This window comes from Burkholderia sp. BCC1985 (genome assembly GCF_905339915.1).
Classification (GTDB): domain Bacteria; phylum Pseudomonadota; class Gammaproteobacteria; order Burkholderiales; family Burkholderiaceae; genus Burkholderia.
This window is the reverse complement of the sequence record NZ_CAJPGY010000036.1, coordinates 36,583-60,170: the sequence shown is the minus strand read 5'-3', so window position 1 is coordinate 60,170 and position 23,588 is coordinate 36,583. Positions and strand designations below refer to the sequence as shown.

Here is a 23,588-nt window from a genome sequence, read left to right as displayed (position 1 = left end):
GACCCGCGTCATCATGAACGACTCTGGAGAGTTGAAGATGTCGAAGCAAATCAAGCGTGTTGCCGTGATCGGCACCGGCGTAATCGGCGCGAGCTGGACCGCGCTCTTTCTCGCGAAGGGTCTGGACGTTGTCGCCACCGATATTGCGCCGGATGCCGAAGCCAAGCTCCGTCAGTATGTCGACAAGGCGTGGCCGGCCCTCGAAAAGTTCGGTCTCGCCCCCGGCGCGTCGCGCGACCGGCTGACGTTCACCGCCGATACGCGGACCGCCATCGCCGGCGCGGACCTCGTCCAGGAAAACGGCCCGGAGCGGATTGCCGTCAAGCAGGCGCTCTATTCGCTGCTGGACGAAACGCTGCCCGCCGACGTGATCATCGCGTCGAGCTCTTCCGGCCTGACGATGAGCGAGATCCAGTCGGCCTGCGAGCGCCATCCCGAGCGCTGCGTGATCGGCCATCCGTTCAATCCGCCGCACCTGATTCCGCTCGTCGAGATCGTCGGCGGCAAGCAGACCTCGCAGGACACTATCGAACGCACCATCGCGTTCTATACGAGCCTCGGCAAGAAAACCATCCGGCTCAACAAGGAAGTGCCCGGCCATGTCGCGAACCGCCTGCAGGCTGCGCTCTGGCGCGAGATCGTCCACCTGGTCGCCACGGACGTCGTGAGCGTCGAGGATGCCGATACTGCGGTGTGCTGGGGACCCGGCTTGCGCTGGGGCGTCATGGGTCCGAACATGCTGTTCCATCTTGGCGGCGGTCAAGGCGGCATCGAACACTTCTTCGACCAGTTCACCGGCCCGATGACCGCATGGTGGGAAGTGCTCGGCTCGCCGCAGATTACAGCGGAAGTGCGGCAGAAAATGACCACCGGCGTTCGGGAAGAAGTGGCTGGCCTGTCGATCGACCAACTGGCCGCGCGCCGCGATGAAGTGCTGCTCGGCCTGCTTGCGCTGCGCTCCGAAGAACGCTGACGCATCCGACAGCCGCCGCGCAGATCGCGGCGGCCTCTTTCCACTCGATCATCGACCCTCATGCAATCTCTTCTGAATCTGTCATACGAAAAGCGCGCTGGCATCGCATACGTCACCGTGAACCGCCCGAAGTCGCTCAACGCACTGAACCATGCAACGCTCGACGAAATTCGCGCGGTCATGGAAGACGCGCGCGACGATTCCGCCATTCACGGCGTGATCCTGACGGGCGCCGGCGACAAGGCGTTCGTTGCCGGCGCGGACATCAGCGAAATCGCCCCGCTCGGCGCCGTCGATGCCGCGACGTTCACGCGTCAGGGACAAACCACGTTCGATCTCATCGAAAACCTGGGCAAGCCGGTCATCGCGGCGATCAACGGCTTTGCGCTCGGTGGCGGCTGCGAGCTTGCGATGGCCTGCACGATCCGTCTTGCGACGGAACGTGCGCACTTCGGGCAACCCGAAGTGAAGCTCGGTGTCATCCCGGGGTTCGGCGGCACGCAACGCCTGCCGCGCCTGATCGGCAAGGGCCGCGCAATGCAGCTGATCCTCACCGCGACCATGATCGACGCTGCCGAAGCCTACAGGATCGGCCTCGTCAACGAGGTGGTGCCGGCCGATGCGCTCCTCGCTCGGGCCGAAGCGCTGCTCGGGCAGATCGTCGCCAACGCGCCGCTCGCGACCCGATTCGCCATTCAGGCCATCAACCGGGGGCTCGACATGAGCCAGGACCAGGGCATGCTCCTGGAAAGCGCACTGTTCTCGATCTGCGCGGCAACCGACGACAAACGAGAAGGTACGTCGGCGTTCCTCGAAAAGCGGGTCGCCAACTTCAGCGCCCGTTGACGCTACCGGGGCGGCACGGCGTTCGCGCGCTCGGCGCCTTCGCCGTCACCGGCCGACGGATCGCTCGGTATTGCGATACGCGGCCGGCGTACTACCCGTCCAGTGACGAAACGCGCGATGAAATGCAGTCGGATTGTCGAACCCGACGTCGTACGCGATTCCCGCGATCGTATCGTTGGAGTGAGTCAGCCGCTGAATCGCGATGTCGCGCCGCACTTCGTCCTTGATGGCCTGAAAAGTCGTGCCTTCGACTTCCAGACGCCGGCCGAGCGTACGCGTCGAATAATTCAGCGCGTGCGCGACCTGATCGATCGTAGGTGTCTCAGGAAGGCAATCCGCCATGTAACGCCAGACCTGGTGGCACACCATCTGGTCCACGAACGTGACAAATATCCAGTCTTCGGGCGCTCGCTTCAGGAACGCCTGAAGATCCGGTTTGCGCTGCCTGATGGGCATCGTGAGATAGTTCGCATCGAAGCGAAGACAGGTCATGGCTTGATCGAACTTCACCGGGCCTGGAAACAGGTAAAGATGATCGCCCGCCTGTGCCGAGCGAGGAAACTGGAAATTCACTTCGACAAGCGGAATCTTCTGGCGAATCAGCCACGATGCGATGCCATGAATCAGCTTCAGCACCAGTTCGCAACCGAGCGCGCTCACACCCGGGCCTTGAGGCTCGATGGTCAATCGAACCATGCCGGTCCTGCCGTCCTGCCTGGATTCGAGTGTGAATTCTTCCAGGAGGATATGAAAGAACTGCGTGAGTCGATATAGCGCGACCTCGAGCCGGGGCGCGTCCAGCAAGCTCAGACAGAGAAATTTGAGCGTGCCCTTTCTCAATCGTCGGCTGAAAATACCCGGCATTTCGTCGTCCAGCTCACTGGCCAGCAGACGGTAGAGCGTGGAGAATTGCTCCTGCGTCACACGGGCCCCTGGCTTGCCAAGCAACTCGTGTGGAATGCCCGACAGCTCGGCCAGTCTGGCAATCGTCTCCCGCTCGGCGCCGGAAAGGAAGCCGTTCACGACGGTAATGGGAACGGTGGCGGTCAGTGGATTCAAGTCGGCTACCCGCAATGTCGAAGGAAGGCCATGCTGTCGTGTGCGCTGCTCACAGCGCGCTCGCGTACCGCGCATCTGCGCCGGCATCCACGCCTTCCACTGGTCTTGCTGGCTCGCCGTCGGCTCCCGGCCCGGCATACGCCGCAAACGTCTGCTCGTCGCGTGCCAGCATCGACGGCAACGTGTCACGCATCAAATCGACCCATGTCCGGATTTTCGCATCCAGATACTGGCGTGACGAGTACAGCACATACACATTCATGTCGTGGGTGCGATAGTGCGGCAGCACACATGCAAGCTGCCCATCGCGCAACCCGGCGACCGCTGAGTAAAGCGGCAGTAGACCGATGCCCATGCCGCTCCGAATCCCCGCCGCCAGCGCATCTGCGTCGTTGACGCGAAAGGCGGGCGTGACCGGCGCGCTCGCCTGTACACCATCCGGGCCGATCAGTTTCCACGCGTCATGCCCAGTCGGCGTCGCGAGCAAACCAAGGCAGGCATGCCTCTCGAGATCCTGGAGCGTGGCCGGCGCACCGTGTGTGTCGACATATCCGCGCGACGCGCACAGGATGCTGAAGGTCGCCCCGAGTCGCTCGGAAACCACGCCGGATTCCGGAAGATGGCGTTCGAGCGCGATCGACACGTCCAGGCCCTCTCCAATCAGGTCGGGCCGCCGCCGGGTCGTCAGCAAGTCGATCCTGACCTCTGGAAAACGTTGCCGATAGCCTGCGACGAGCGACATCACATAGTGCCGGTCCAACCCGTTCGCGCAATGCAGCTTCAGCTTTCCGGACGGCCGCGCATGGGCGTCGCACGTCTCTGCCTCTGCCTGTTCGAGGTAGGCGAGTATCTGGTCGCATCGCCGCCAGTATCGTTCGCCGGCCTCGGTCAACGAGACGCGGCGCGTCGTCCGGTTCAACAATCGGACCGTCAGGTGCCGTTCGAGATCCGACACCACGCGTGAAATCCGCGTGGTGCTTATGCCGAGTTGCCGGGCCGCCGCCGAAAATCCGCCGGCGTTGACCACGCCAACGAACAGGCGCATGTGTTGAAGCGTGACCATGGTTTCTTCCGTTTGGAATAAACGGAATTTTTGCACGGGAATCCTGATCGATTGCCCGCAACGTTCGCAAAATTTCGTTACGTATCGCTTTGTCGTTTTGCACAATTCCGGTTGTGCGAAAGTGCTCGATTCCCCGCACCGCCTTCTCGAACTGTGCCGGCAAATCCGTGCCCGTCACCCCTTTGGTTACCGCGCGTCCGACTGCGCCTTGAGAATCGCCTGCGCCCGACTCTTGACGTCCAGCTTCAGATAAAGGTTCTTCAGGTGAAACTTCACCGTGTTCTCGGACAGGAACAGCTTCTCGGATATCTCGCGATTCGACGCTCCGCTGCACAGTAACCGCAGGATTTCATCTTCTCGCTGCGACAACAGGTTCGACCACGCCGTCTTCTGGACGTTTGCTTTCGGATTTCTCTCTGCACACTCCACGTCATCGAGCATCGCCGCCAACTCCGCGCCCTCGTCGAACAACGCACGCGTACAGCCGCCCGCCCGAGCGGCGTCCTGCGCACCTTGCAACGTGCGCAGCGCCAGCCGCGTGTGCCCTTGCCGATGCTGAACCAGCGCCTGCAATACCTGCAGCTTGACAGACAGGAGCGGTCGCGCCGGCACGATGCCGAGCGCCGACTTCAGCAATTCGGAGGCCCGGTCGAGCTGCTGCTGCGACAACGCAAGCCGGATGCGGCCAAGCAGCGGGCCGCTCAGCATCTCCGTCACCGGAATCCATGCTGGATCCGGCGATGCGGCATCGCCCGATACCTGCGACAGCAACGCATCGATGCGCGTCGTCTCGCCGCTGCGCCCCGCAAGATACAGACGCTCCCACACAATCATCTCCCGCACGCTCGACCAACGATTGTGAAAGCTCAGACGCTCGAGCGTGTCGAGCGCGTCGCGCGCCTGAAGCATCCGGCCGCGCGCGGCATGCACGCGCGCGATCGACACCATCGACAACGCGACGAATTCCGGCACCGTCGCGAGTGCGATATCCTCGCCGAACTGCGCGGAGAGTCGCTCAACCGTGTCAAACTGGTCTGCCTCGTAACAGGCCCAGATGCGCGACGCCGCCAGCGCCGCGGCCGACATGCCCCGGTTCACGTACGGACTGCCCGCGTCGCGTCGCATGCCGCGAGTCGCATGCGGAGCATCGGTAGCCAGCCGCGGCTGCGCGCTCATCACCTGCAGGATGCAGCGCAACGCGAGCGTATAGCCATGACTGAACGCGGCCTGTGCATGATCGTTGTGGCTGTTCGCCAGCACCAGCAGGTGATGGGCCCGTTCGTCCTCCCACTCGGCCATCGCGCTGAACGCAAGGAGATTGGCCGCCGCGCCGAGCTCGAAGGCCTCGAACAGGCCGGACGCCGGCTGACGCAGCGCAGGCACGTCGGCGAGCCGCGCCGCGCCGCGCAGGTCGTTCCCGAATAGCAACGCCATCGCGAGCACGACGTCGGCGCCGTGCCCGTCGCGCGTTTCGGCAAGATATGACAGCAGCGGATGGGTCGGCCCGCCGCGCCGCAGGAACACCAGCGCCCACGCGATCTTCACCGCGAGGCTCCGGCAGCCGAGCACCTCCTGCAACGGCAGCCGGTCGAACCAGTATGCGACCGTCACCAACTCGGCACCCTCGACGAGCCGGGACGCCCAGTCGTCCAGCGTCGTGATCGCGAGCGGATACTCCCGTGCCTCGACCGCATGGAACATCGCCTCTTCCGGCACGCCATGGCGCACGTACCAGTGCGCGGCGCGGCGGTGCACGTCGATCACGCGCGCCGCATCCTCATGCGTGAGCCGATCGGACAGGAAGCGGGCGAACAGCCCGTGATAGCGATACCATCCCGGACTGCCGTCCAGCGCCTCCACGAACAACCCGTCGCGCTCGAGCTGCCGCAGCACCGCGTCCGCGTGCTCGAACCCGGTCACTTCCTCGCAGAGCGAGCCGTTCAGGCGCCGCAATGGCGACGTTTTCAGCAGGAACGTCCGCACGTCGGGCGGCTGTAGCGCGAGCGTATTCTCCGACAGGTAGCGAACCAGCTCGAGCGGCGTGCAGTCGCGCATCTCGTCAAGCGCATCCCGGATCTCGTCGCGCGCAAGCGCCAGCTTGAACAGTTGGAGCCCCGCCGGCCATCCCTCGGTGCGCGACTGGATGAACGCCTCCGTTTCCGCATCGATCGTGTCGGCGGCATCCGCGAGGAACACGGCCGCTTCGTCCGTCGAGAAACGCAGATCCTCCATCCGCAACACGAGCGCCTCTTCGGCAACCTGCAACGCGCTCACGCCGACGTCCGGCAGGTTGCGAGATCCGATGTAAACGCGACAGCGCCCGGGCAGCGCATCCAGCAGATCGCGAAAGAAATGCAGAATCGCCGGCTCGTGAATCCACTGGAAATCGTCGATGCAGATGCCGATCGGACCGTCGATCCGCGCGAGCTGGTCGAACACCCAGTCGAGCATGTTGTCGGACGGGCGCACCGGCTGCCCGGTCGCAGCCACGCCGGCCTCCTCGACCATCTGCGCGATCAGCGAGATGAAATACGCTTCGAAACGGCGCGGATCGTTATCGTTCTCGTCGAGTGCGAGCCACGCCATCGTCCAGCGCTTCGCGCGCCCTGCCTCCATGATCTGCTGCAGCAGCGTCGACTTGCCGCTGCCGAGCGGGGCCTGCAGGATCACGATGTGCGGCACGCCGAGCCCCGTCACGCGATCGAGCAACGCGCGCCGGACGATCGCGCCGCGACGCGCGACGGGCGGAAAGAACTTGTGTTCGCGCAAGTCCGCGCCGTGGCGGCGTGGCCTGCGTCGCGTCGAATTCGGGGAAGCAGTCACAATCGTCCGGATGGCGTGGAAGAGAAGGCATCGTGCCTCAATCGCGAAGCCGCTTCAAGCATCGCCGGCCGCCGGCTCCGCCGCACGCTCGTCCGGCAGCGGCGGCGTCCAGCCCCCGACACGCGAAAATGCCGAGAATGCCGCGAACGGATTGCAGCAGAACGGGCGCAGGCAGCCTGCATCGTGCGACGTTCCGTCGTCTCGGCTATCGCCCCCCGCCGCCCGCGCACCGGTTACGAGCGACTCCGTCATCGCGGCACCGTGCCGGCAAAAGCAACGTATGCGTCGAGCGCCGCCGGATTGGCCATCGCATCTCGACTCGCCGCGCTTTCGACGCGCTGCCCCATCAGGATCTTGCGCACCGGCACCTCCATCTTCTTGCCGGTCAGCGTGTACGGAATCTGCTCCATCGCAACCATCACGTCCGGCACGTGGCGCGGGCTGCACAGCGTGCGCAGCCGCTCCGCGATCCGCGCGCGCAGCGCATCGTCGAGCGCCCCGCCGTCGCGCAGGCGCAGAAACAGCGGCATGAAGTAGCGGCCACCGGGCAATTCACAGCAGACGACGAGACTGTCAGCCACGGCTTCGATCTCCTCGACGACGCGATAGATTTCCGCCGAGCCGATGCGCACGCCGTGGCGATTCAGCGTCGAATCGGCCCGCCCATAGATGTAGCAACCGCCGTGCGGCACGATCTTCATGAAATCGCCGTGCCGCCACACGCCGGGGAAGTAGTCGAAATAGGACTCCCGATAACGCGTGCCGCCGTCGTCGTTCCAGAAATAGATCGGCATGGAGGGCGCCGGCCGCGTGACGACGAGCTCACCGATCTCGTCGACGACCGGCTGGCCTGCGTCGTTCCACACGTCGACCGCCATGCCGAGCATACGCGCCTGAATCTCCCCCGCCCGCACCGGCAGCAGCGGCACGGCACCGACGAGCCCGCTGCACAGCTCGGTGCCGCCAGACTGCGACGTAACCCACAAATCCGGCTTCACGCAGCGATAGAACCACGAGAATGTTTCCGGCGTGCTCGGCGCACCGCTCAGGATCACGCTCCTGACGCGCGACAGGTCGAATTCGCGACCGGGCTCGAGGCCGGCCTTCTCCATCATCTGTACGAACGTCGGGCTGCCACCGAAGCAGGTCGCCCCCGCATCGGCGGCAAGCTGCCACAGGCAACCCGGCCCACCATGCATCGGGCTGCCATCGTAGAGCACCGCAGCCGCGCCCGTCATCAGCGACGCAACCAACAGGTTCCACATCATCCAGCCGGTCGTGCTGTAGAAGAACATCACGTCGCCGGCGTGCAGATCCATGTGCAGGTGCATCAGCTTCAAATGCTCGACGAGGATGCCGACGTGGCTGTGGACGATCGCCTTCGGCAAACCGGTCGTTCCCGACGAGAACACGATCCAGAGCGGATGATCGGGACCCACGCGTTCGAAGCGGAATGCGTCGGGCGGCACGTCGGGGCCGTCCAGAAGCGCGTGCCACGGATGCGTCGCGCACGGCAGTGTCGCAGCGCCGTCCGGCAGCACATCGGTGCCGGACGACAGCCATACGAGCGTCTCCAGCGACGGCAGCGCGCGCGCGATCTGCAACGCTTCCTCCGTGCGATCGAACATCCGGCCGCCGAAGCTGTAGCGATCGGCCGTGATCAGCACCTTCGGCTCGATCTGCCGGAAGCGGTCGACCACCGTACGCACGCCGAAATCGATCGCAGCCGACGACCATACTGCTCCGATGCTGGTGGCGGCGAGCATCGCGACCGCGCATTCGGGCACGTTCGGCAGATACGCGACGACGCGGTCGCCGGGCTGCACGCCCATCTCGCGCAAGCGTGTCGCAACGCGCCGCACCTGGCCGGCGAGCTCGACCAGCGACAGCGTGCGCAGCGGTTGCGTTTCGCTCGCGTAATGGAACGCCGGCTGCGCCGCGTCCGCATGCGCGGCATGCTGCAGCACGTGTTCCGCGTAGTTCACGCGTGCATCGGGAAACCAGCGCGTGTGCGGCATCGGCGCGCCGTCAGTCACGCGACGCGCCGACCCGTCGAACTGCACGTCGAACCACTGCCAGATCGACGACCAGAACGCGTCCGGCTCACCGGTCGACCAGCGCCACAGCGCATCGTAGTCGGCAAACGCCAGGGCTCGATCGGCCGCGAGCCAGTCCATAAAGCGCGCCAGATTGGAACCGCGCATGAACGCGTCATCCGGCGTCCACATCAGTTCGCCTTCGTTCGTCATGTCAATGCCTTTCACGTAAGCGCGCAATGCGCGCGAGGACCGTTTCGGGATGTGCCAACGCGGGAATTTCCGCGACGTCGAATGTGTCGGGGCCCGCTGCCGGCAAATCGTCTTCGCCGAACCAGAACGCCGCGGGCACAACGACTCCGGTCGGCCCCGGGCCGCACGTCGCCGGCGCGATCGCGAAGTCCGGCGCCGCAGCACCCGTGAAGGCGACCGAAGCCGGAATCCGCAGCCCCCATTCCCAGCCATAATGCCGCGCGACGTTCGCGACCGGCTGAAGCAGTTCCAGCCCATGCGCGGCGACGTCGGCATCCCATCGGAGCGATTCGCGCATCAGAACTGCGTCCACTCCGGCGGTCGCGAAAGTGCGCAGGAAATCCGCCACGCACGCCGCCGCCGCGTCGGCCGCGTCTTCGTCGACTTCGACGCACGGCGTGCCGCTTGCGAAGGCGAATGCGCGCGCCGCCCAGTCGCGCGGCGACGGCAAATCCAGCACAAAGATCGCGTCGGGCAACGCGGCGCGCAGCGCGACCGCCAGCGCCGCCACGTGCGTACGCACCGGCTCGCTTGACAGATACGTTTTCAGCGGCAGATGCGCGCGCTTCGTCTTGCTCGTCATCTCGGCGGCAAGCGCCGCATCGCGTGTGAGCCATGCGTCGGCCACCTCCGCGAGCGGCAGCGTGAGCACGTCCGGGCGCAGCAGGCCATGCGCGTGCCGCGCCCACGCCACGCACGCGGCACTGTCGAGCCACGGTGGCGCGTCACCCGTAAGCAGCGGCGCGCTATAGCCGGCGTGATCGAGCCATAGCAGCCGACGCACGCGGCTGGCTTGTATCAATCCGGGCATGACGACGCCTCCGTGTTCAATGCGTCGAGACGCGCTTCCAGTTCCGCGATTCGCACGTCCTTCGGATCGAGCATGTAAGCGCCCTGAAGCTGGTCGGCCGGCATCGTGACGCGCTGGCCCAGCGTCGTCGCGTAGATCTCCGCGTTGTCGCTCCAGCTCCCGAAGTACGGCAACGACGCAGGCGGCTCGGGCGTCACCCATTCCGCGCAGAACGCATCGAACGGCCGGGCACGGGCAATACGCGCAAGCCGCTCGGCAGCCCGTGCGTCGGCGGTCGCCTCGACGTCCACGACCAGCGTCTGCTCGTCGTAGACGACCTTGTAGATGTCGCGTGCATTCTCGTGCGACATCAGTTCCTCGCGCAGATCCTTCATCACGAGCGCCGGATCGCGTTCGAGCACGTCGCCGTAACCGCCGCCCGAGCCCTGGCAGATCATGTAGATCTCGCCTTCGTTACAGATCTCGAACGTCATGCCCATGTCGTGGCTGCTGTACTTCGCGCCTGGAATCGGGCGGTTGTTCATCAGGTCGACGATGTCGAACGCATCGACGGCTTTCGGATTTTCCTCCAGCACCTTGAAGATGTTGATGCCCTTGATCTTCATCAGCTGATAGCTCGGGCACGAATAGCCGCCGAACAGCCCCTGCGCGGACGGAAACTTTGAACCCTCGCAGCCGGTCATGAAGCCCCACAGCCCCGACCCGCGAGCGGTCGCGATCTGCTCGTAGCCCATCCCGCCGCGATACTTGCCCCAGCCGATCCGGTCCTTCGCGAGCCGCTGCGCGCCGAGGCGGATGATCGGCGTATCCTCTTCCGCGATCTCGTGCTCGCCGGTATCGCACATGAAGCCGAACACGGGCGAGATCGAATGTTCGCCGTCCGCATGGCTGCGCGCACCTTGCCCGTTGCCGTTGATGTCCGCGCAGAAATTGCCTGTCACGTCGCCGTGTTGCGTGAGGCCGCCGTAGATGAACGTCGCTGCCTGATCGTATTGCGACGCGATCACCGCGGAGTAGCGATGCGGAAGACTATAGCTGAGCTTGTTCATCGGGATCGTCCAGACCACGCAGCCCTTGAACAGCGGCATCAGGCTCATCGCCTGTGGCATCTCGCCCTCGGCGTCGAGGATGGAGTTGCGATCGGTGATGATCTCGATCGGCGACAGCACGGCCATCGTGTGCGGCAGATCCGGCCAGATGTTCTGCAACAGCCCGGTACACAGCGCCGCCTTGAAAGATGCGATGTTGGTGTTCACCGAGCGGTTCAGGAACTGCGGTGCCGAGCCGCGAAAATCCATGATCATCCGGTCGCCCTTCACGGTGATCGCACAGGAGATTTTCTGCAGCGCGTTCTCGCGCAGGCTCGAATCCATGAACTGCAGCACGCGCGTCGTGCCGTCGGGCAGCTCGCGAATCCGCCGACGCATCTCCGTTTCGACGTCTTCCAGATGCGAGCGCAGCGTGCCGATCAGCGCATCGCGGCCATACTGATCGAGCAATGCGATGATCCGGTCGCGCAGCCGAAGCACCGCATGCAGCTTGACCTTCATGTCTTCGAGCTGCAGCCGCGGATCGCGCACCGAGTTCTGCAGGAACGTGACGAGATCGCGCTTCAGCTCGAAATTCTCGACGATCTTGAACGGCGGCATCTTGATGCCTTCGTCGTACTTGCTCTCCGCCTTTGCGGGCAACCCGCCCGGCTCGGTCGAGCCGTTTTCGCCCTCGTGAATCGTCGACGACAGCCAGCAGACCAGTTCGCCCTTGTAGAACAGCGGCATCATCATCGACTGGTCGGTGTTGTGAATGCCGCCATAGCGCGCGTCATTGTGGATGAACCCGTCGCCGTCCTTCACGCCGACGGTCGGATCGTCGGTCCAGTTCTTGATGATGAAGCGGATTGGGTAGAAGCAGCACGCGGCGAACGCGATAATCCCGTGCGGCGCGATCATCGACAGGTCGCCCTGTGCTGTGTAGATCGCGGTCACGAGGTCGCCCCATTTCGCACCCGGCGCCGCCCCCATCTGGTTCACCATCGTGAACGCCTCGGACAGCGCCGAGTTGATCAATCCGCGTACATGGTGAACCTGGTGCGGATCGACGCCCTGCTCCAGCACTTCCTGCTCGGCCTTCGAGCGCGGCAGGATGCTGTGGTTGCGCATGATCTCCGGATCCGGCCCGAGGAACAGCGTGTTGTCGGCGATGAACTTGTCGAGCAGTGCCCGGTCTTCCGCATTGATGTCGTTTTGCATGTCGAACTCCTTGCTTACTTGCGCAGGAACCACGCGCCGCCCTGGGCCGTCGCCTGGTAGATCCATCCCGGTTCGACGAGGAACGTCGTCGCGCGTGTGGTGATGACGGCCGGCCCTTCGATCCGCGTACGCTCGGCGCGCGCGCGGTCGTCGTAGATTGCGGTGCGCAGCGGCCCGTCGTGTCCGACGAAGTGGCAGTCGCGATGACCGACCGGCTCCGGCGGCGGCAGCGGATCGTCACTGACCGTCAGCTTCGCGAACTTCACCGACGGCTGTTCGACATACGCGCACACACGTAGCGTATTGATCCGCACGCCCGTCTCGGGGCTCTGGGAGCCCTCGCCGAAGCGCGAGCCGTAGCTTTCATGGAACAGCTCCATCAGGGTCAGCACGTCACGCTGGCTCTTCAGCCGCGACAGCGGCGTCACCACCGCCGTCTGCACGCGCTGGTTGCCGTAGCGCATGTCCAGTTCGAGCCGGTAGCGGATCTGCGCCGGATCCATGCCCTGCCGTTCGAGATCCTCGCGCCCGCGCCGCTCCAATTCCTCGACACCGCGGTTGAACGCGTCGAAATCCGCGAAGAACGATTTCGTGTTCGGATTGAACAGCACGGTCCACGTATTCATCTCGTGAATGTGCATCTGGTTCACCGTGCCGGCGCCGCACGCGGAGAAGGTCGACGAATACGGCGGTGCGAGGACACGACTGATGCCGAGCGCGGCCGCGATCCCGCACGCGTGCAGCGGGCCGTTGCCGCCGTACGCGAGCACCGTGAAATCCTTCGGCTCGTAGCCGCGCGTGCGCAGCTCGGTCGCGATCCCGTTCGCCATCGACGCGTCGACCTGCTTCTTGATCAGCTTCGCGGTCTCGATCACGTCGAGATCCAGCTCGTCGCACAGGTCGTCCTGCATCGCCTGCTTTGCGCGACGCGGGTTCAGCGGGATGCGGCCGTTTGCATAGTTTTCCGGCTCGAGATAGCCGAGGAGCAAGTCTGCATCGGTGACGGTCGGATGCTGGCCGCCGCGGTCGTAGCAGGCCGGCCCGGGGTCGGAGCCGGCCGATTGCGGACCGATCTCGACGGTCTTGTACATGCGCTCGTAACGCGCGATCGAGCCGCCGCCCGCGCCAAGCGCGACGAGATGCACCATCGGCACGCTGACGAGCCAGCGATCGATCACCGGGTTGAAATCGTAGAATTTCTGCCCGCCGCTCACGACAATCCCGATGTCGAAACTGGTGCCGCCCATGTCGGTCGCGACGACGTTGCCGAGCTCTGCGGCGGCGGCCAGGTATTCGCTCGCGGCGATCCCCGACACGGGTCCCGAATGGACCGTCTGCAGCGCATCGGTCGAGTTCAGTTGCGCCATCCCGCCCGAGTTGTGATTCACCAGCATGGGCTTCGCGTAGCCCTGCTGGCGCAGGTTCAGTTCCAGCGTGCCGAGCCCGTGATACATGATCTGATGCAGGAACGCATCGATGATCGACGACGTCGCTCGCGAGTATTCGCCCTTTCGCCCGACAACCTGATGCGACAGCAGCATCGGAATCGCGCCGAGCATGTGAGCCGGATATTCATCGAGGAAAATTTCGCGCACACGCAGTTCATGCACGGGATTCACCACGCTGTTCGTGAACATCACGACGAGCGCCTGTGCGCCGGCATCGACGAGTTCGCGAATGCGCAGCCGCACGTCGTCCTCGTCGAGCGTCCAGAATACCTGGCCTGCATAGTCGATACGCTCGCGCACCTCTCGGATCAGCGGAATCGGAACGAGCGGATCCGGCCGCGCGGCATTCGGAATATCCATCTGCTCGTGCTCGGACAGTCCTTCGCCGTACCCGCGCGCCCGGGACAACGGCACCGTGTGCTTGAAGCCTGTGGTGACGAGCAAGCCGACCCGCGGCCCCTTGCGCTCGATCAGCGCATTGGTACCGAGCGTCGTCGCATAACGCACGGAATCGACTTCGGACAAAAGCTGCGTCGGCGTCAGTTCGAGCTGGCGACACGCGTCCGCGAGCGAGTCGTTGAAGCCGACCGCGAGATTGTGACGAGTGGTCAGCGATTTGCCCTCGACGCACTGCTCGCCCCACGCGACGAAGCAATCCGTGAAGGTGCCGCCGATGTCGACGGAAACACGTTTCATGAGCGATTCTCCCCGTATCTCAAGTAGACGATTCATCGGCGGCACCGGCGAGCGCATGCCGATGATGCGCGGCCGCATGCAGCGCGCGCTGCAGCTTCACGCGTTCGAGCGCGAGGTCGGGTGCCTGCGCGGGCTCGATCATCTCCGGCCGGTCCTTCCATTGCGCCTTCAGCGCGTCGATGTCGAGTTCGATGTCGTACAGCGGCGGATGACCCGGCGGCAGATACTCGGCTTCGACCAGAACACCGCACTCCGGACAGTAGTACTCGAGAATCCGGCACCAGTCCGGATCGGGTGAATAGGTGCGCTCGTACAGCGCCGGATCGAGCAGCGGCTTGTGGATCTCACGCGGGTCGCGATCGTGGACGAGCAGCCCACGCTTGTAGTTGTCGCGTGCGCTACCGTGCGCATGACCACAACGCCGGCATTCCCACTGTTCCGCATCCAGGTCGATGCGCAGGGTTTCAGTAATCAGAACCTTCATTATTCGCTCTCCTTGCCGCTGCTGAGCAGGATGTCTCCGGTGGAGTTGATTTCGAAGTGCCAGCCCGCGTCGATGCGCCCGGTGAAGAAGTCCTCCTCGAGCACGGCCGGGCCAGCCGCATACACCGCGACGCCCTTCGGCTGATCTTCCACGCGATACAGCGGCAGTTCCGCTTCGCGGCCATCGACAACCACCACACGCGTGCCACGCGCGATCGCTGCCTGCTGGCCACCCTCGCCGAACCGGCCGTCGAGCGCCGCCTGCGGCATACGCTTGATCGCCGTAAGTGTCACCGACAGCGTGGCGCCCGGCGCGACGCCCGGCGGCAACGCCGGGCCCGTCAGCGCGTGTTCGACCGTCTTGCCGTCGGCGCCGGTGGCCTCGAGCGTGTAGATCAGCCGACAGTCTTCGACTGCCGCACCTTCGCCGAACATCGCTCGCGATGCTTGCGTGAGCAACACATCCATCGTCACGGCGAGCGCGTCGCCGGTCGTGTCGGTCAGCGGCGCCGAGAAGCTATGGCCCACATCCGAAAAGCCGATTCCGTATGCGGAGAACACTGCCGCCAGCCCGGGAATCAACACGCGCTTCACGCCGATTGCGTCCGCGACCCGGCACGCGACGAACGCGCCCGCGCCGCCGAACGCAGCGAGCGTCGTATCGGCGCGAATTTCCGTGTACGCAACGAGGCTGTCGGCGACCTTCTTCACCCACGCAGCTTCCATCGCGGCGAGTGCCTCCTTGTCGCTCATCTTCATCGGATCGGCGACGTGCGCATGAATGGCCTGCCGTGCGCGCTCCTTGTCGAGGTGCAGCTTGCCGCCAAAGAACGACGCCGGATCGAGCAATCCCGCCAGCGCAAACGCATCGGTGATCGTCGCCCGGGTACCGCCCAGGCCGAAGCATGCTGGCCCCGGCGCGCTGCCGACGCTCTCCGGTCCAACCACGATCCTGTCGCCGTCTGCGCGCAGGATCGAACTGCCGCCTACGCCGGCGCTGACTACGTCGCACAGCGCGAACGATGTCGCCACGCCCTCGACGTTGCCATACCGATTCGCGCGTACGCCGTGCTCGTCGACAATGCCGATGTCGGTCGTCGTGCCGCCGATATCCATCGACAACAGGTGTGTCAGTCCGTAGTGCGCGGCCAGCACGCGCGCGCCTTCCATCCCGCCGCGCGGGCCCGAACTGTAGGTCTTCAGCGCGATCGTCTTCGCGACGCGGCCCGCATGGCCGTCGTTGCGGAACACCAGCAACGGACTTTGCGCTCGCGCGTCGCGCAGTTTCTGCTCGGCGCTGTACAGGAAGCGCTCCATCGCCGGATGCAGGAATGCGTTGAACAGCGCGGTCCACGTGCGGCGCACGTCGTCAGCATCGTCGGCGACTTCGTGCGCATACAGGATCGGAAGCGCGCCGAGCAGGTGCGGCGGAAAACTGCGCAGCAGCCGGCTCTTCAGCCGCTGTTCGAGCTCCGCACGCCGCGGGCCGCCGATCGCCACGACCAGCCGGTTCGCGCCCGCCGCCGCGAGCTCGCCGACGATACGGACGATCTCCGCTTCGGACGGCTCGCTGCCCAGCGAAACCGTGCGCTCGCCGATCACCGTGTCGAACAGGCTCGCCGCACCGTCCGCGTCGCGAACCCGATCGGCCGTCAGCGTGCCGCCAACCACCAGGCCGAGCCGCGGCCCCTTGCGTTCGACCAGCGCGTTGGTACCCTGCGTCGTCGAATAGCGGATTGCCGCCGTCGACAGCAGCAGCGCCTCGAGATCCTCGCGTCCGTAGATTGCTTCGGATGCTTTACGCAATCCGTCGAACAGACATTGCGACAGATCGTGCGGCGTCGTGAGCGTCTTCGTGCGCACCACCTTGTCGCTGTCCATCACGCAAATATCGGTCAGCGTGCCGCCGTTGTCGATGTTGATCAGGCGATGCCGCCCAGGCCCGGCGCTTGCCGAACCCGACCGCACATCGCGCGTGAAATCGGATGAGTGAGTCATGAACTGTCTCGCTGGGTGAAAGGTCGGGTCAGACCTGACGAATCCGCGGTTTCGGCGGGGCGACGGAAAGGTCGAGCGGCACCGGCTGCGCGGCCCGGCGACCACGCAACGGTGAATGGGATGGGTGATACATGTCGTCTCCTGTTGTTGTGTCTGTCGTGAAATTAGTCTAGGTGCCTGCTTGACGCACCACGCCACCCGTCCGGGTAGTCTCGAGATATGGATTGCCCGTATGCGGTGCACGCGTGTATGCGACCTTGTCGGCCAGGCGTGCCGAGTCGCGCCCCGGCGCCGTCGTGCGCGATGCAGTGAAGAGAAAGGAAGATGAGCGGCGTGCATGCGCCGCGACTATGCCTGGCACATCGTGCCGAGCTGCCGGCTCGGATCAATGGCGACGAACGGGCAAAGCTCGTCCGCCGACATCGCGTCGGAGTGACACAGGAAGAGGGACACCGCGCCGAAAATCGGCGCGGCAAGCGGGAAAAGGCGGTGCTATGCGCGGCACGTCACGCGCAGTCCCCACATGGATGCGGCCCGTCACACGACCGAGCCCGCTCGACGTCCGCCGAAGTCGACGGCAACATATCAACCGCACACGTTTCGGATTCGGCGCGTGCCGGTCAGAACAGGTGACGGATGCCAACGGCCGAGCCGAACGTCGAACCCGACGCACCGAACAACGCGTCGTTCGTCGACAGACCGGTATTCATCTTCCCGTGGTTATTGACGAAACCGAACTGTCCGTACAGCAGGGTTGCCTTCGACAGGCTGTAAGTCACGCCGGTCGCAGCCATGATCGAGTGGTTGCCCGTGTCGTTGCCGTCGCTCGTATACCAGACCCCGGCATCCGCATTCACGGCGGGCGTGATCTGATAGCTCAGGCCGCCGCTGTAGACACGGTTGTCGAACGACCCGGAAATCTTGTAGCTGACGAATGACGCCTTCACGGTCAGGTCGCGATACTGATAAGTAGCGCCGATCGTGCGACCAGTAAACGGCACCGTGCTCGGCACCGGTGTCGATGCGGCGGTGCCGCCCGCGTTGCCGTTGTACATGGCAGCGCTGACCAGCAGCGGCCCATACGTATATTTAAGGCTCGCCGAATACTGCCGCCCCGCCTGGAAGTCACCCGCGACGCCGCCGAGCGCGAGCATCGCGGCGCCCTGGAATCCGCCGATCGTCGGGCTCGTATAGGACACCGCGTTCGAATTGAAGATGCCGGTCACAAACACGCTACCGACGTAGATCGGCACGCCGCTGCCGAAGTAAGACACATCGCGCGCATCGGTCGAGATGAGCGACAACACGAACGGCGAGAACTGCACACCGGCCTTCACCGTCCCGTATGGACTGGCGAGCCCCACCCACGCCTGCCGGCCGACATGTTGCCGTTCGAATCCGTAAAGCTGCCTTTCGCGATATCGATCCCGCTTTCGAGCGTGAAGATCGCCTTCACCCCGCCGCCGAGATCCTCGGTACCTTTCAGGCCGAACAGCGACGGAGTCATGCCACCCGTCACCATCGAAAACTGATGGCCAGCGTTCTGCCCGGTCGCGGGATTTACGCTCTTGCTCGTATAGAGAATGCCGGCGTCGACGACGCCGTACAGCGTGACACTGCTTTGCGCACGGGCGGCCGGCATGCCGACAGCAAGGCAAATAAGGGGAGTGACGACGAGGTTGATGGGGGAAAGGACATGCTTCATCTACTACGTCTCCTGATGTTTTTCGAAGTTGGAAGGCGGTGACTCGCCTGCCTATGCCGATGGTTCGCTTCAATGCGCGTCGGTCTGTCATCGAATACGCGGACAAGCGATCGCTCGCCGCGAAATCCTCAGGAAAGCAGTTTAGGGATGGGGGCACGAACGGTCCCTACCCGTTCGGGTAGTCTGGAGCCATGGATTCCCCGGGTCCGATGCGTTAAAGAATGCCTAGACTCTAAGGGTTCGCACTGCCCGGGACCTCCAGTCGGTTCGGGACCGCTCAATTGCAGACGTAGCGCGAAATCGCGGCCAAAGCACCAGTAGAAGCGAAGCATCGCGATCCGAAGATCGGCACGACAAGCTGAAGTCGCATCGTCATCAGCATTCGGTCAGAGAGCTGCAAATGCCCAAGTCCAAAATTGAAGTTTTCGACACTACTCGGGATGCGACACGCTTCATGAGCCTTCAGCGGGAAGGTCAAGAAGGGCATGTTTTCGGGCAGCCCACGAGCCATCGCTGGACGATTACCAAACGACTGAAGCTCTTCAAGTCGACCGATTGCCACCTCGGCTTTGTTGCCGTTACCGACAGTGTATGCGTTGCGTACTTTCATCATCTTCCCCATGAAATAGGACTCGACTCACTACTCTCAAGAAAACCTTGCCTACTTTTTTACAATTTCGTATAACGAAATATTTGACAATTAACCAATCATCCCTGCGTAGTGGTATAGCGCCAAATCACCACATGACGAGTGGTTGATGCTCACGACCGGCAGCGAACACGTCTCGGGATCCACGAGCAAGAATCTTGAAAGCTTCCGGTCCGTAAATGATGCTGCGTCGCACCATGTTTTATCCCGTTATCGCAGACTTTGTTGCACTCGAACGGCGGTTCTTACGTTCCCGCAGACTTTGTTGTACGCCCATACTCGCCGCGATCCGCGCGAGCGCCGGCCCGAACGGCGCGTTGCTCGTCGTGAAGAACTACACAGGCGACCGCCTCAATTTCGGGCTGGCCGCCGAACTCGCGCGCGCCGACGGCATTCCGGTGGAGACGGTGATCGTTGCCGACGACGTGTCGCTGCGCGGCCGCGTCGAGCGCGGGCAGCGGCGCGGGATCGCCGGCACCGTGCTGATCCACAAGCTGGCGGGCGCGGCTGCCGCGCGCGGGCTGCCGCTTGTCCGCGTCGCGGCGATCGCACGCGACGCGGCCGCCGACCTCGGCACGATGGGCGTCGCGCTCGACGGCTGCACGATCCCCGGCGCCGACAAGTCGGGCTTCAGCCTCGCCGAACACGAGATCGAGCTCGGCCTCGGCATCCATGGCGAGAAAGGCGTCGAACGCACCGCGCCGATGCCGGCCGACGCGCTCGTCGAGACGCTGCTGTCGAGCATCGTCACCGACCTCGTGCTCGATCGCGGCGAACGCGTCGCATTGTTCGTCAATGGTCTCGGCGCGACCCCGGACATGGAACTGGCGATCGTGCTGCGCGCCGCGTACGACAACCTGAGCCGGCGCGGTATCACCGTCGCGCGCGCATGGGCCGGCACGTTCCTGTCCGCGCTGGACATGCCCGGCTGCTCGATCTCGCTGCTGCGCTTGAACGACGAGCGGATCGCCCTGCTCGACGCGCCGACGCAGGCGCGCGCATGGCCCGGCGGCGGCGCCGTCAACGCGCAGATTCGCGTGGCCGCGGCCGCCGCGCACGACGAGCCGCTGCCGCCGCTCGGTGCAGCCGGTCGCGCATGGGCCGCCCGGCTGCAGCCTGCGCTGCGTGCGGTCGCGCAGGCGTTGATCGACCACGAGGCGACCCTGACGGAACTCGACACGGCCGCCGGCGACGGCGATCTCGGCGCGAGCATGCGGCGCGCCGCTCAGGCGATCCTCGCGTTGCCTGACGCCGCGCACGGCTCGCCGGCCGGTACGCTCGCGGCGCTCGGCGCCGCATTGCGCCGCGCGATCGCCGGCAGTTCGGGACCGTTCTACGCGACCGCGCTGCTGCGCGCGTCGCGGCGCCTCGCCGCGGCGGCCGATACCGCCGAGCCGTCGGCACGCGACTGGGCCGCGGCATTGCGCAGCGCAGCCGATGCAATCGCCGAACTGGGCGGCGCACGCGCCGGCGACCGGACGATGCTCGACGCGCTGCTGCCCGCCGCCGATGCGTTCGACCACGCACTCGACCATGACCGCGACCCCACGAGCGCATGGGCGGCCGCCGTGGACGCCGCGGAACGCGGCGCGCAGCAGACGGCCGGCATGACACCGCGTGCGGGACGGGCGAGCTATCTCGGCGAACGCGCGATCGGCACGCCGGACGGCGGCGCGGTGGCGGTCGCGTACTGGCTGCGCGCGTTGCTGCCGTACGTGCGGTAGACGGGGATCCGGGCGACGCGCCGGCCTCGCGAGCCCGCGTTCGGCGGGCGCGATCCCCCGGTCGGACTGACAAAACCGATAGTTTGCTATCGAATGTTTTTGCTCCTATCATCTCGCCCATGACCAATCTGCACGACCTCCGCCTCGCCGTCAGCAGCCTGCTGGTGCTCACCGCGCGCAAGTGGCGCCGCACGAGCGACGGCGTGCTGACCGCGTACAACGTATCCGAAGCCTGCGCGACGCCGCTGCTGATCGCCGGCCGCCTCGGCGAAGGCGTGCGCCAGGGTACGCTCGCCGAACACGTCGGCATCGAGGGGCCGTCGCTCGTGCGCCTGCTCGACCAGCTGTGCGCGGCCGGCCTCGCACGTCGTGACGAGGATCCGCACGACCGCCGCGCGAAGACGATCTCGCTGACGGCCGCCGGCCGCGCAGTCACCGCGAAGATGGAAGAAGACCTGCGCGTGTTGCGCGGCCAGGTGCTCAAGGGCGTCACGCGCGCCGATCTCGAAGCCACGCTGCGCGTGCTGAACGCGTTCAACGCGGCCGATGCGCAGCATCCGGCGACTCGTCCGTCCCACCCCGCCGATTCCGCGTCATGACCTATCCGAGCCTTCGCGACTGGCTGTTCTCGGGCAAGACGTTCGCCGCGTCGATGCTGGCGCTGTACCTCGGCCTGTATTTCCAGCTGCCGCGCCCTTACTGGGCGATGGCGAGCGTCTACATCGTGTCGAACCCGTTCGTCGGCGCGACGCGCTCGAAGGCGCTGTATCGCGCGCTCGGCACCGCGCTCGGCGCGGCCGCCGCGATCCTGTTCGTGCCGCCGTTCGTCGAGACGCCGTTCCTGTTCAGCGTCATCGTCGCGACATGGTGCGGCACACTGCTCTATCTCGCGATCTCCGACCGCACCGCACGCAGCTACGTGTTCATGCTCGCCGGCTACACGATGCCGCTGGTCGCGCTGCCGACGGTGACCGATCCGTCGACGATCTTCGACGTCGCGATCGCGCGGACCGAGGAAATCGTGCTCGGAATCGTGTGCGCGAGCGTGGTCGGCAGCGCCGTGTTCCCGAACCGGCTCGCGCCGACGCTGATCGAGCGCACCGACGCATGGTTCAAGGACGCCGCGTTCTACGGCCGCGAGACGTTGTCCGGGCATATCGCGGGCAAGGCGCTGTCCGCGTGCCGGCAACGCCTCGCCGCGACCATCACCGGCCTCGAATTCCTGCTGAGCCAGCTGAGCTACGACCATGCGCACCCGCGCGTGCTCGCCCGCGCGCAGGCGCTCGCCGGCCGGATGCAGCTGTTCCTGCCGCTGATGTCGTCGCTCGCCGACCCGCTGATCGCGCTGATGCGCGACCTGCACGTGCGGCCGCCGGCGCTCGACGCGCTGCTCGCCGACGCCGCGAAGTGGTTCGACGCGCCGTTGCCGGCCGTGAAGGCCGGCAGCGACGGCGACATGGCGCACGACCCGGTCGCGGACCACCTGCGCGAACGCATCGCCGCGCTGCAGCCGGCCGACGGCGCGCTGGCGAGCTGGGACGGCGCGCTGCTGTCGAACGCGCTGTGGCGGCTGCGCCAGGTCATCGACATCTGGCAGGACTGCCGCTCGCTGCGCGCGCTGATCGCGAACGAGTCGGGCGTCTGGCAGCCGCGCTACCGGCACTGGCGGCTCGGCGGCACCGAACGCTTCTTCGATCGCGGGATGATGCTGTTCTCGACGCTGACCGTCGTGCTCGCGATCGTGTTCGCGTGCTCGCTGTGGATCTCGTCCGGCTGGCACGACGGTGCCGCGGCCGTCACGCTCGTGGCCGTGTCGTGCAGCTTCTTCGCCGCGCTCGACGAACCGGCGCCGCTGGTGTTCAAGTTCTTCCTGTCGACGGCCGCGAGCGTCGTGTTCGCCGGGCTGTACCTGTTCGTCGTGCTGCCGCACGTGCACGACTTCCCGATGCTCGTGCTGATGTTCGCGGGGCCGTTCATCCTGATCGGCACGCTGCTGCCGCGCCCGCAATTCAACATGGTGACGATGCTCGTCGCGGTGAACACCGCCACCTTCATCAGCATCCAGAGCGCATACGACGCCGACTTCTTCGTGTTCCTGAACAGCAACCTCGCGGGTGTCGCCGGGCTGCTGTTCGCGTACGTATGGACGCGCGCGACGCGGCCGTTCGGCGCGGAGCTCGCGGTGCGGCGCCTGCTGCGCTCGGGCTGGGAGGACGTCGCGCGCTCCGCGTCGACGCAGCCGCTCGACGACCAGCGCAACCATGCGTCGCGCATGCTCGATCGCGTCACGCAGTTGCTGCCGCGCCTCGGCGCGTCGGACGACCACCGCCATCCGTCGATCGAGAGCTTCCGCGACCTGCGCATCGCGCTGAACGCGCTCGACCTGCGCCGCTCGCGCCGCAAGCTGACGGGCGACGTGCCCGACGCGATCGACCGCGTGCTCGCCGGCGTCAACGATCACTACACGCGCTGCGCGGCCGCGAATGCGCGCCAGCCGGCACCGCCCGCGCTGCTCGCATCGATCGACGACGCGCTGCAGCGCGTGGCCGGGCGCAACCTGCCCGGCACTTCCGTCGCGCCGGCGGACGGCGGCACGACGCCGGGCACGCCCGCGGCGCCGGTCACGCCCGCGACGCACCGCCGGCTGCGCGATACGCTGCACGCGCTCGTCGGCCTGCGCCTGTCGCTGTACCCGGCCGCATCCGCGCAGCCGCCGCAAGCCGCACCGGACGGAGCACGCGCATGATCCCGCTTTCCAACCTGTCTTTGCGAC

General features: G+C 65.5%; 14 protein-coding genes and 2 pseudogenes. 5 read left to right on the top strand and 11 right to left on the bottom strand.

Annotation, left to right across the window (positions count from 1 at the left end):
- Window positions 1–37: 37 nt before the first annotated feature.
- Window positions 38–973 (top strand): 3-hydroxyacyl-CoA dehydrogenase NAD-binding domain-containing protein, encoded by a 936-nt coding sequence (locus tag U4Z31_RS28340; RefSeq protein ID WP_321812066.1) that lies wholly within the window; start codon window positions 38–40, stop codon window positions 971–973.
- A gap of 60 nt (window positions 974–1,033) precedes the next feature.
- Window positions 1,034–1,819, top strand: a complete 786-nt coding sequence (locus U4Z31_RS28335; protein ID WP_175691120.1) for an enoyl-CoA hydratase-related protein — start codon at window positions 1,034–1,036, stop codon at window positions 1,817–1,819.
- A gap of 45 nt (window positions 1,820–1,864) precedes the next feature.
- Here U4Z31_RS28335 and U4Z31_RS28330 read toward each other — a convergent pair whose 3' ends face one another.
- From U4Z31_RS28330 to U4Z31_RS28280, 11 genes and pseudogenes are all read right to left on the bottom strand, one after another.
- Complete coding sequence (locus U4Z31_RS28330; protein WP_234621215.1) at window positions 1,865–2,878, bottom strand: AraC family transcriptional regulator; 1,014 nt, start codon at window positions 2,876–2,878, stop codon at window positions 1,865–1,867.
- Window positions 2,879–2,927: 49 nt separating this feature from the next.
- A complete protein-coding gene (locus U4Z31_RS28325; protein WP_321812064.1) occupies window positions 2,928–3,941 on the bottom strand; it encodes a LysR family transcriptional regulator in 1,014 nt (337 codons plus the stop codon).
- A 186-nt stretch (window positions 3,942–4,127) separates the two neighbouring features.
- Window positions 4,128–6,710 (bottom strand): LuxR C-terminal-related transcriptional regulator, encoded by a 2,583-nt coding sequence (locus U4Z31_RS28320; RefSeq protein WP_321812063.1) that lies wholly within the window; start codon window positions 6,708–6,710, stop codon window positions 4,128–4,130.
- A gap of 302 nt (window positions 6,711–7,012) precedes the next feature.
- On the bottom strand, window positions 7,013–9,013 hold the full coding sequence (locus U4Z31_RS28315; RefSeq protein ID WP_321812062.1) for an acetoacetate--CoA ligase: 2,001 nt from the start codon (window positions 9,011–9,013) through the stop codon (window positions 7,013–7,015).
- Between the two features lies 1 nt (window position 9,014).
- The gene (locus tag U4Z31_RS28310; protein ID WP_321812061.1) at window positions 9,015–9,563 is read right to left on the bottom strand and encodes a hypothetical protein; all 549 of its coding nucleotides are present in this window, start codon (window positions 9,561–9,563) and stop codon (window positions 9,015–9,017) included.
- Window positions 9,564–9,850: 287 nt separating this feature from the next.
- A complete protein-coding gene (locus tag U4Z31_RS28305) occupies window positions 9,851–12,112 on the bottom strand; it encodes a hydantoinase B/oxoprolinase family protein (RefSeq protein ID WP_321812060.1) in 2,262 nt (753 codons plus the stop codon).
- 14 nt (window positions 12,113–12,126) lie between these two features.
- A complete protein-coding gene (locus U4Z31_RS28300) occupies window positions 12,127–14,256 on the bottom strand; it encodes a hydantoinase/oxoprolinase family protein (protein ID WP_321812059.1) in 2,130 nt (709 codons plus the stop codon).
- 19 nt (window positions 14,257–14,275) lie between these two features.
- Window positions 14,276–14,740, bottom strand: coding sequence for an acetone carboxylase subunit gamma (locus U4Z31_RS28295; protein WP_321812058.1), 465 nt, complete (start codon window positions 14,738–14,740; stop codon window positions 14,276–14,278).
- Complete coding sequence (locus U4Z31_RS28290; protein ID WP_321812057.1) at window positions 14,740–16,980, bottom strand: hydantoinase/oxoprolinase family protein; 2,241 nt, start codon at window positions 16,978–16,980, stop codon at window positions 14,740–14,742. Before U4Z31_RS28290 ends, U4Z31_RS28295 begins: the two co-directional genes overlap by 1 nt.
- A 377-nt stretch (window positions 16,981–17,357) precedes the next feature.
- Window positions 17,358–18,379 (bottom strand): annotated as a pseudogene (locus tag U4Z31_RS28285) (porin).
- A 340-nt stretch (window positions 18,380–18,719) separates the two neighbouring features.
- The gene (locus tag U4Z31_RS28280) at window positions 18,720–19,064 is read right to left on the bottom strand and encodes a hypothetical protein (protein ID WP_321812056.1); all 345 of its coding nucleotides are present in this window, start codon (window positions 19,062–19,064) and stop codon (window positions 18,720–18,722) included.
- Window positions 19,065–19,366: 302 nt separating this feature from the next.
- Between U4Z31_RS28280 and U4Z31_RS28275 the strand changes: the two are divergent.
- The 3 genes and pseudogenes from U4Z31_RS28275 to U4Z31_RS28265 form a co-directional block, all read left to right on the top strand.
- Window positions 19,367–20,815, top strand: a pseudogene (locus tag U4Z31_RS28275) (dihydroxyacetone kinase family protein); the annotation flags it as partial.
- A 119-nt stretch (window positions 20,816–20,934) separates the two neighbouring features.
- Window positions 20,935–21,414, top strand: a complete 480-nt coding sequence (locus U4Z31_RS28270) for a MarR family winged helix-turn-helix transcriptional regulator (protein WP_321812055.1) — start codon at window positions 20,935–20,937, stop codon at window positions 21,412–21,414.
- Window positions 21,411–23,561 carry an FUSC family protein gene (locus U4Z31_RS28265; RefSeq protein ID WP_321812054.1) on the top strand — a complete coding sequence of 717 codons (2,151 nt, stop codon included), beginning with the start codon at window positions 21,411–21,413 and terminating at the stop codon, window positions 23,559–23,561. Before U4Z31_RS28270 ends, U4Z31_RS28265 begins: the two co-directional genes overlap by 4 nt.
- Window positions 23,562–23,588 lie beyond the last annotated feature (27 nt).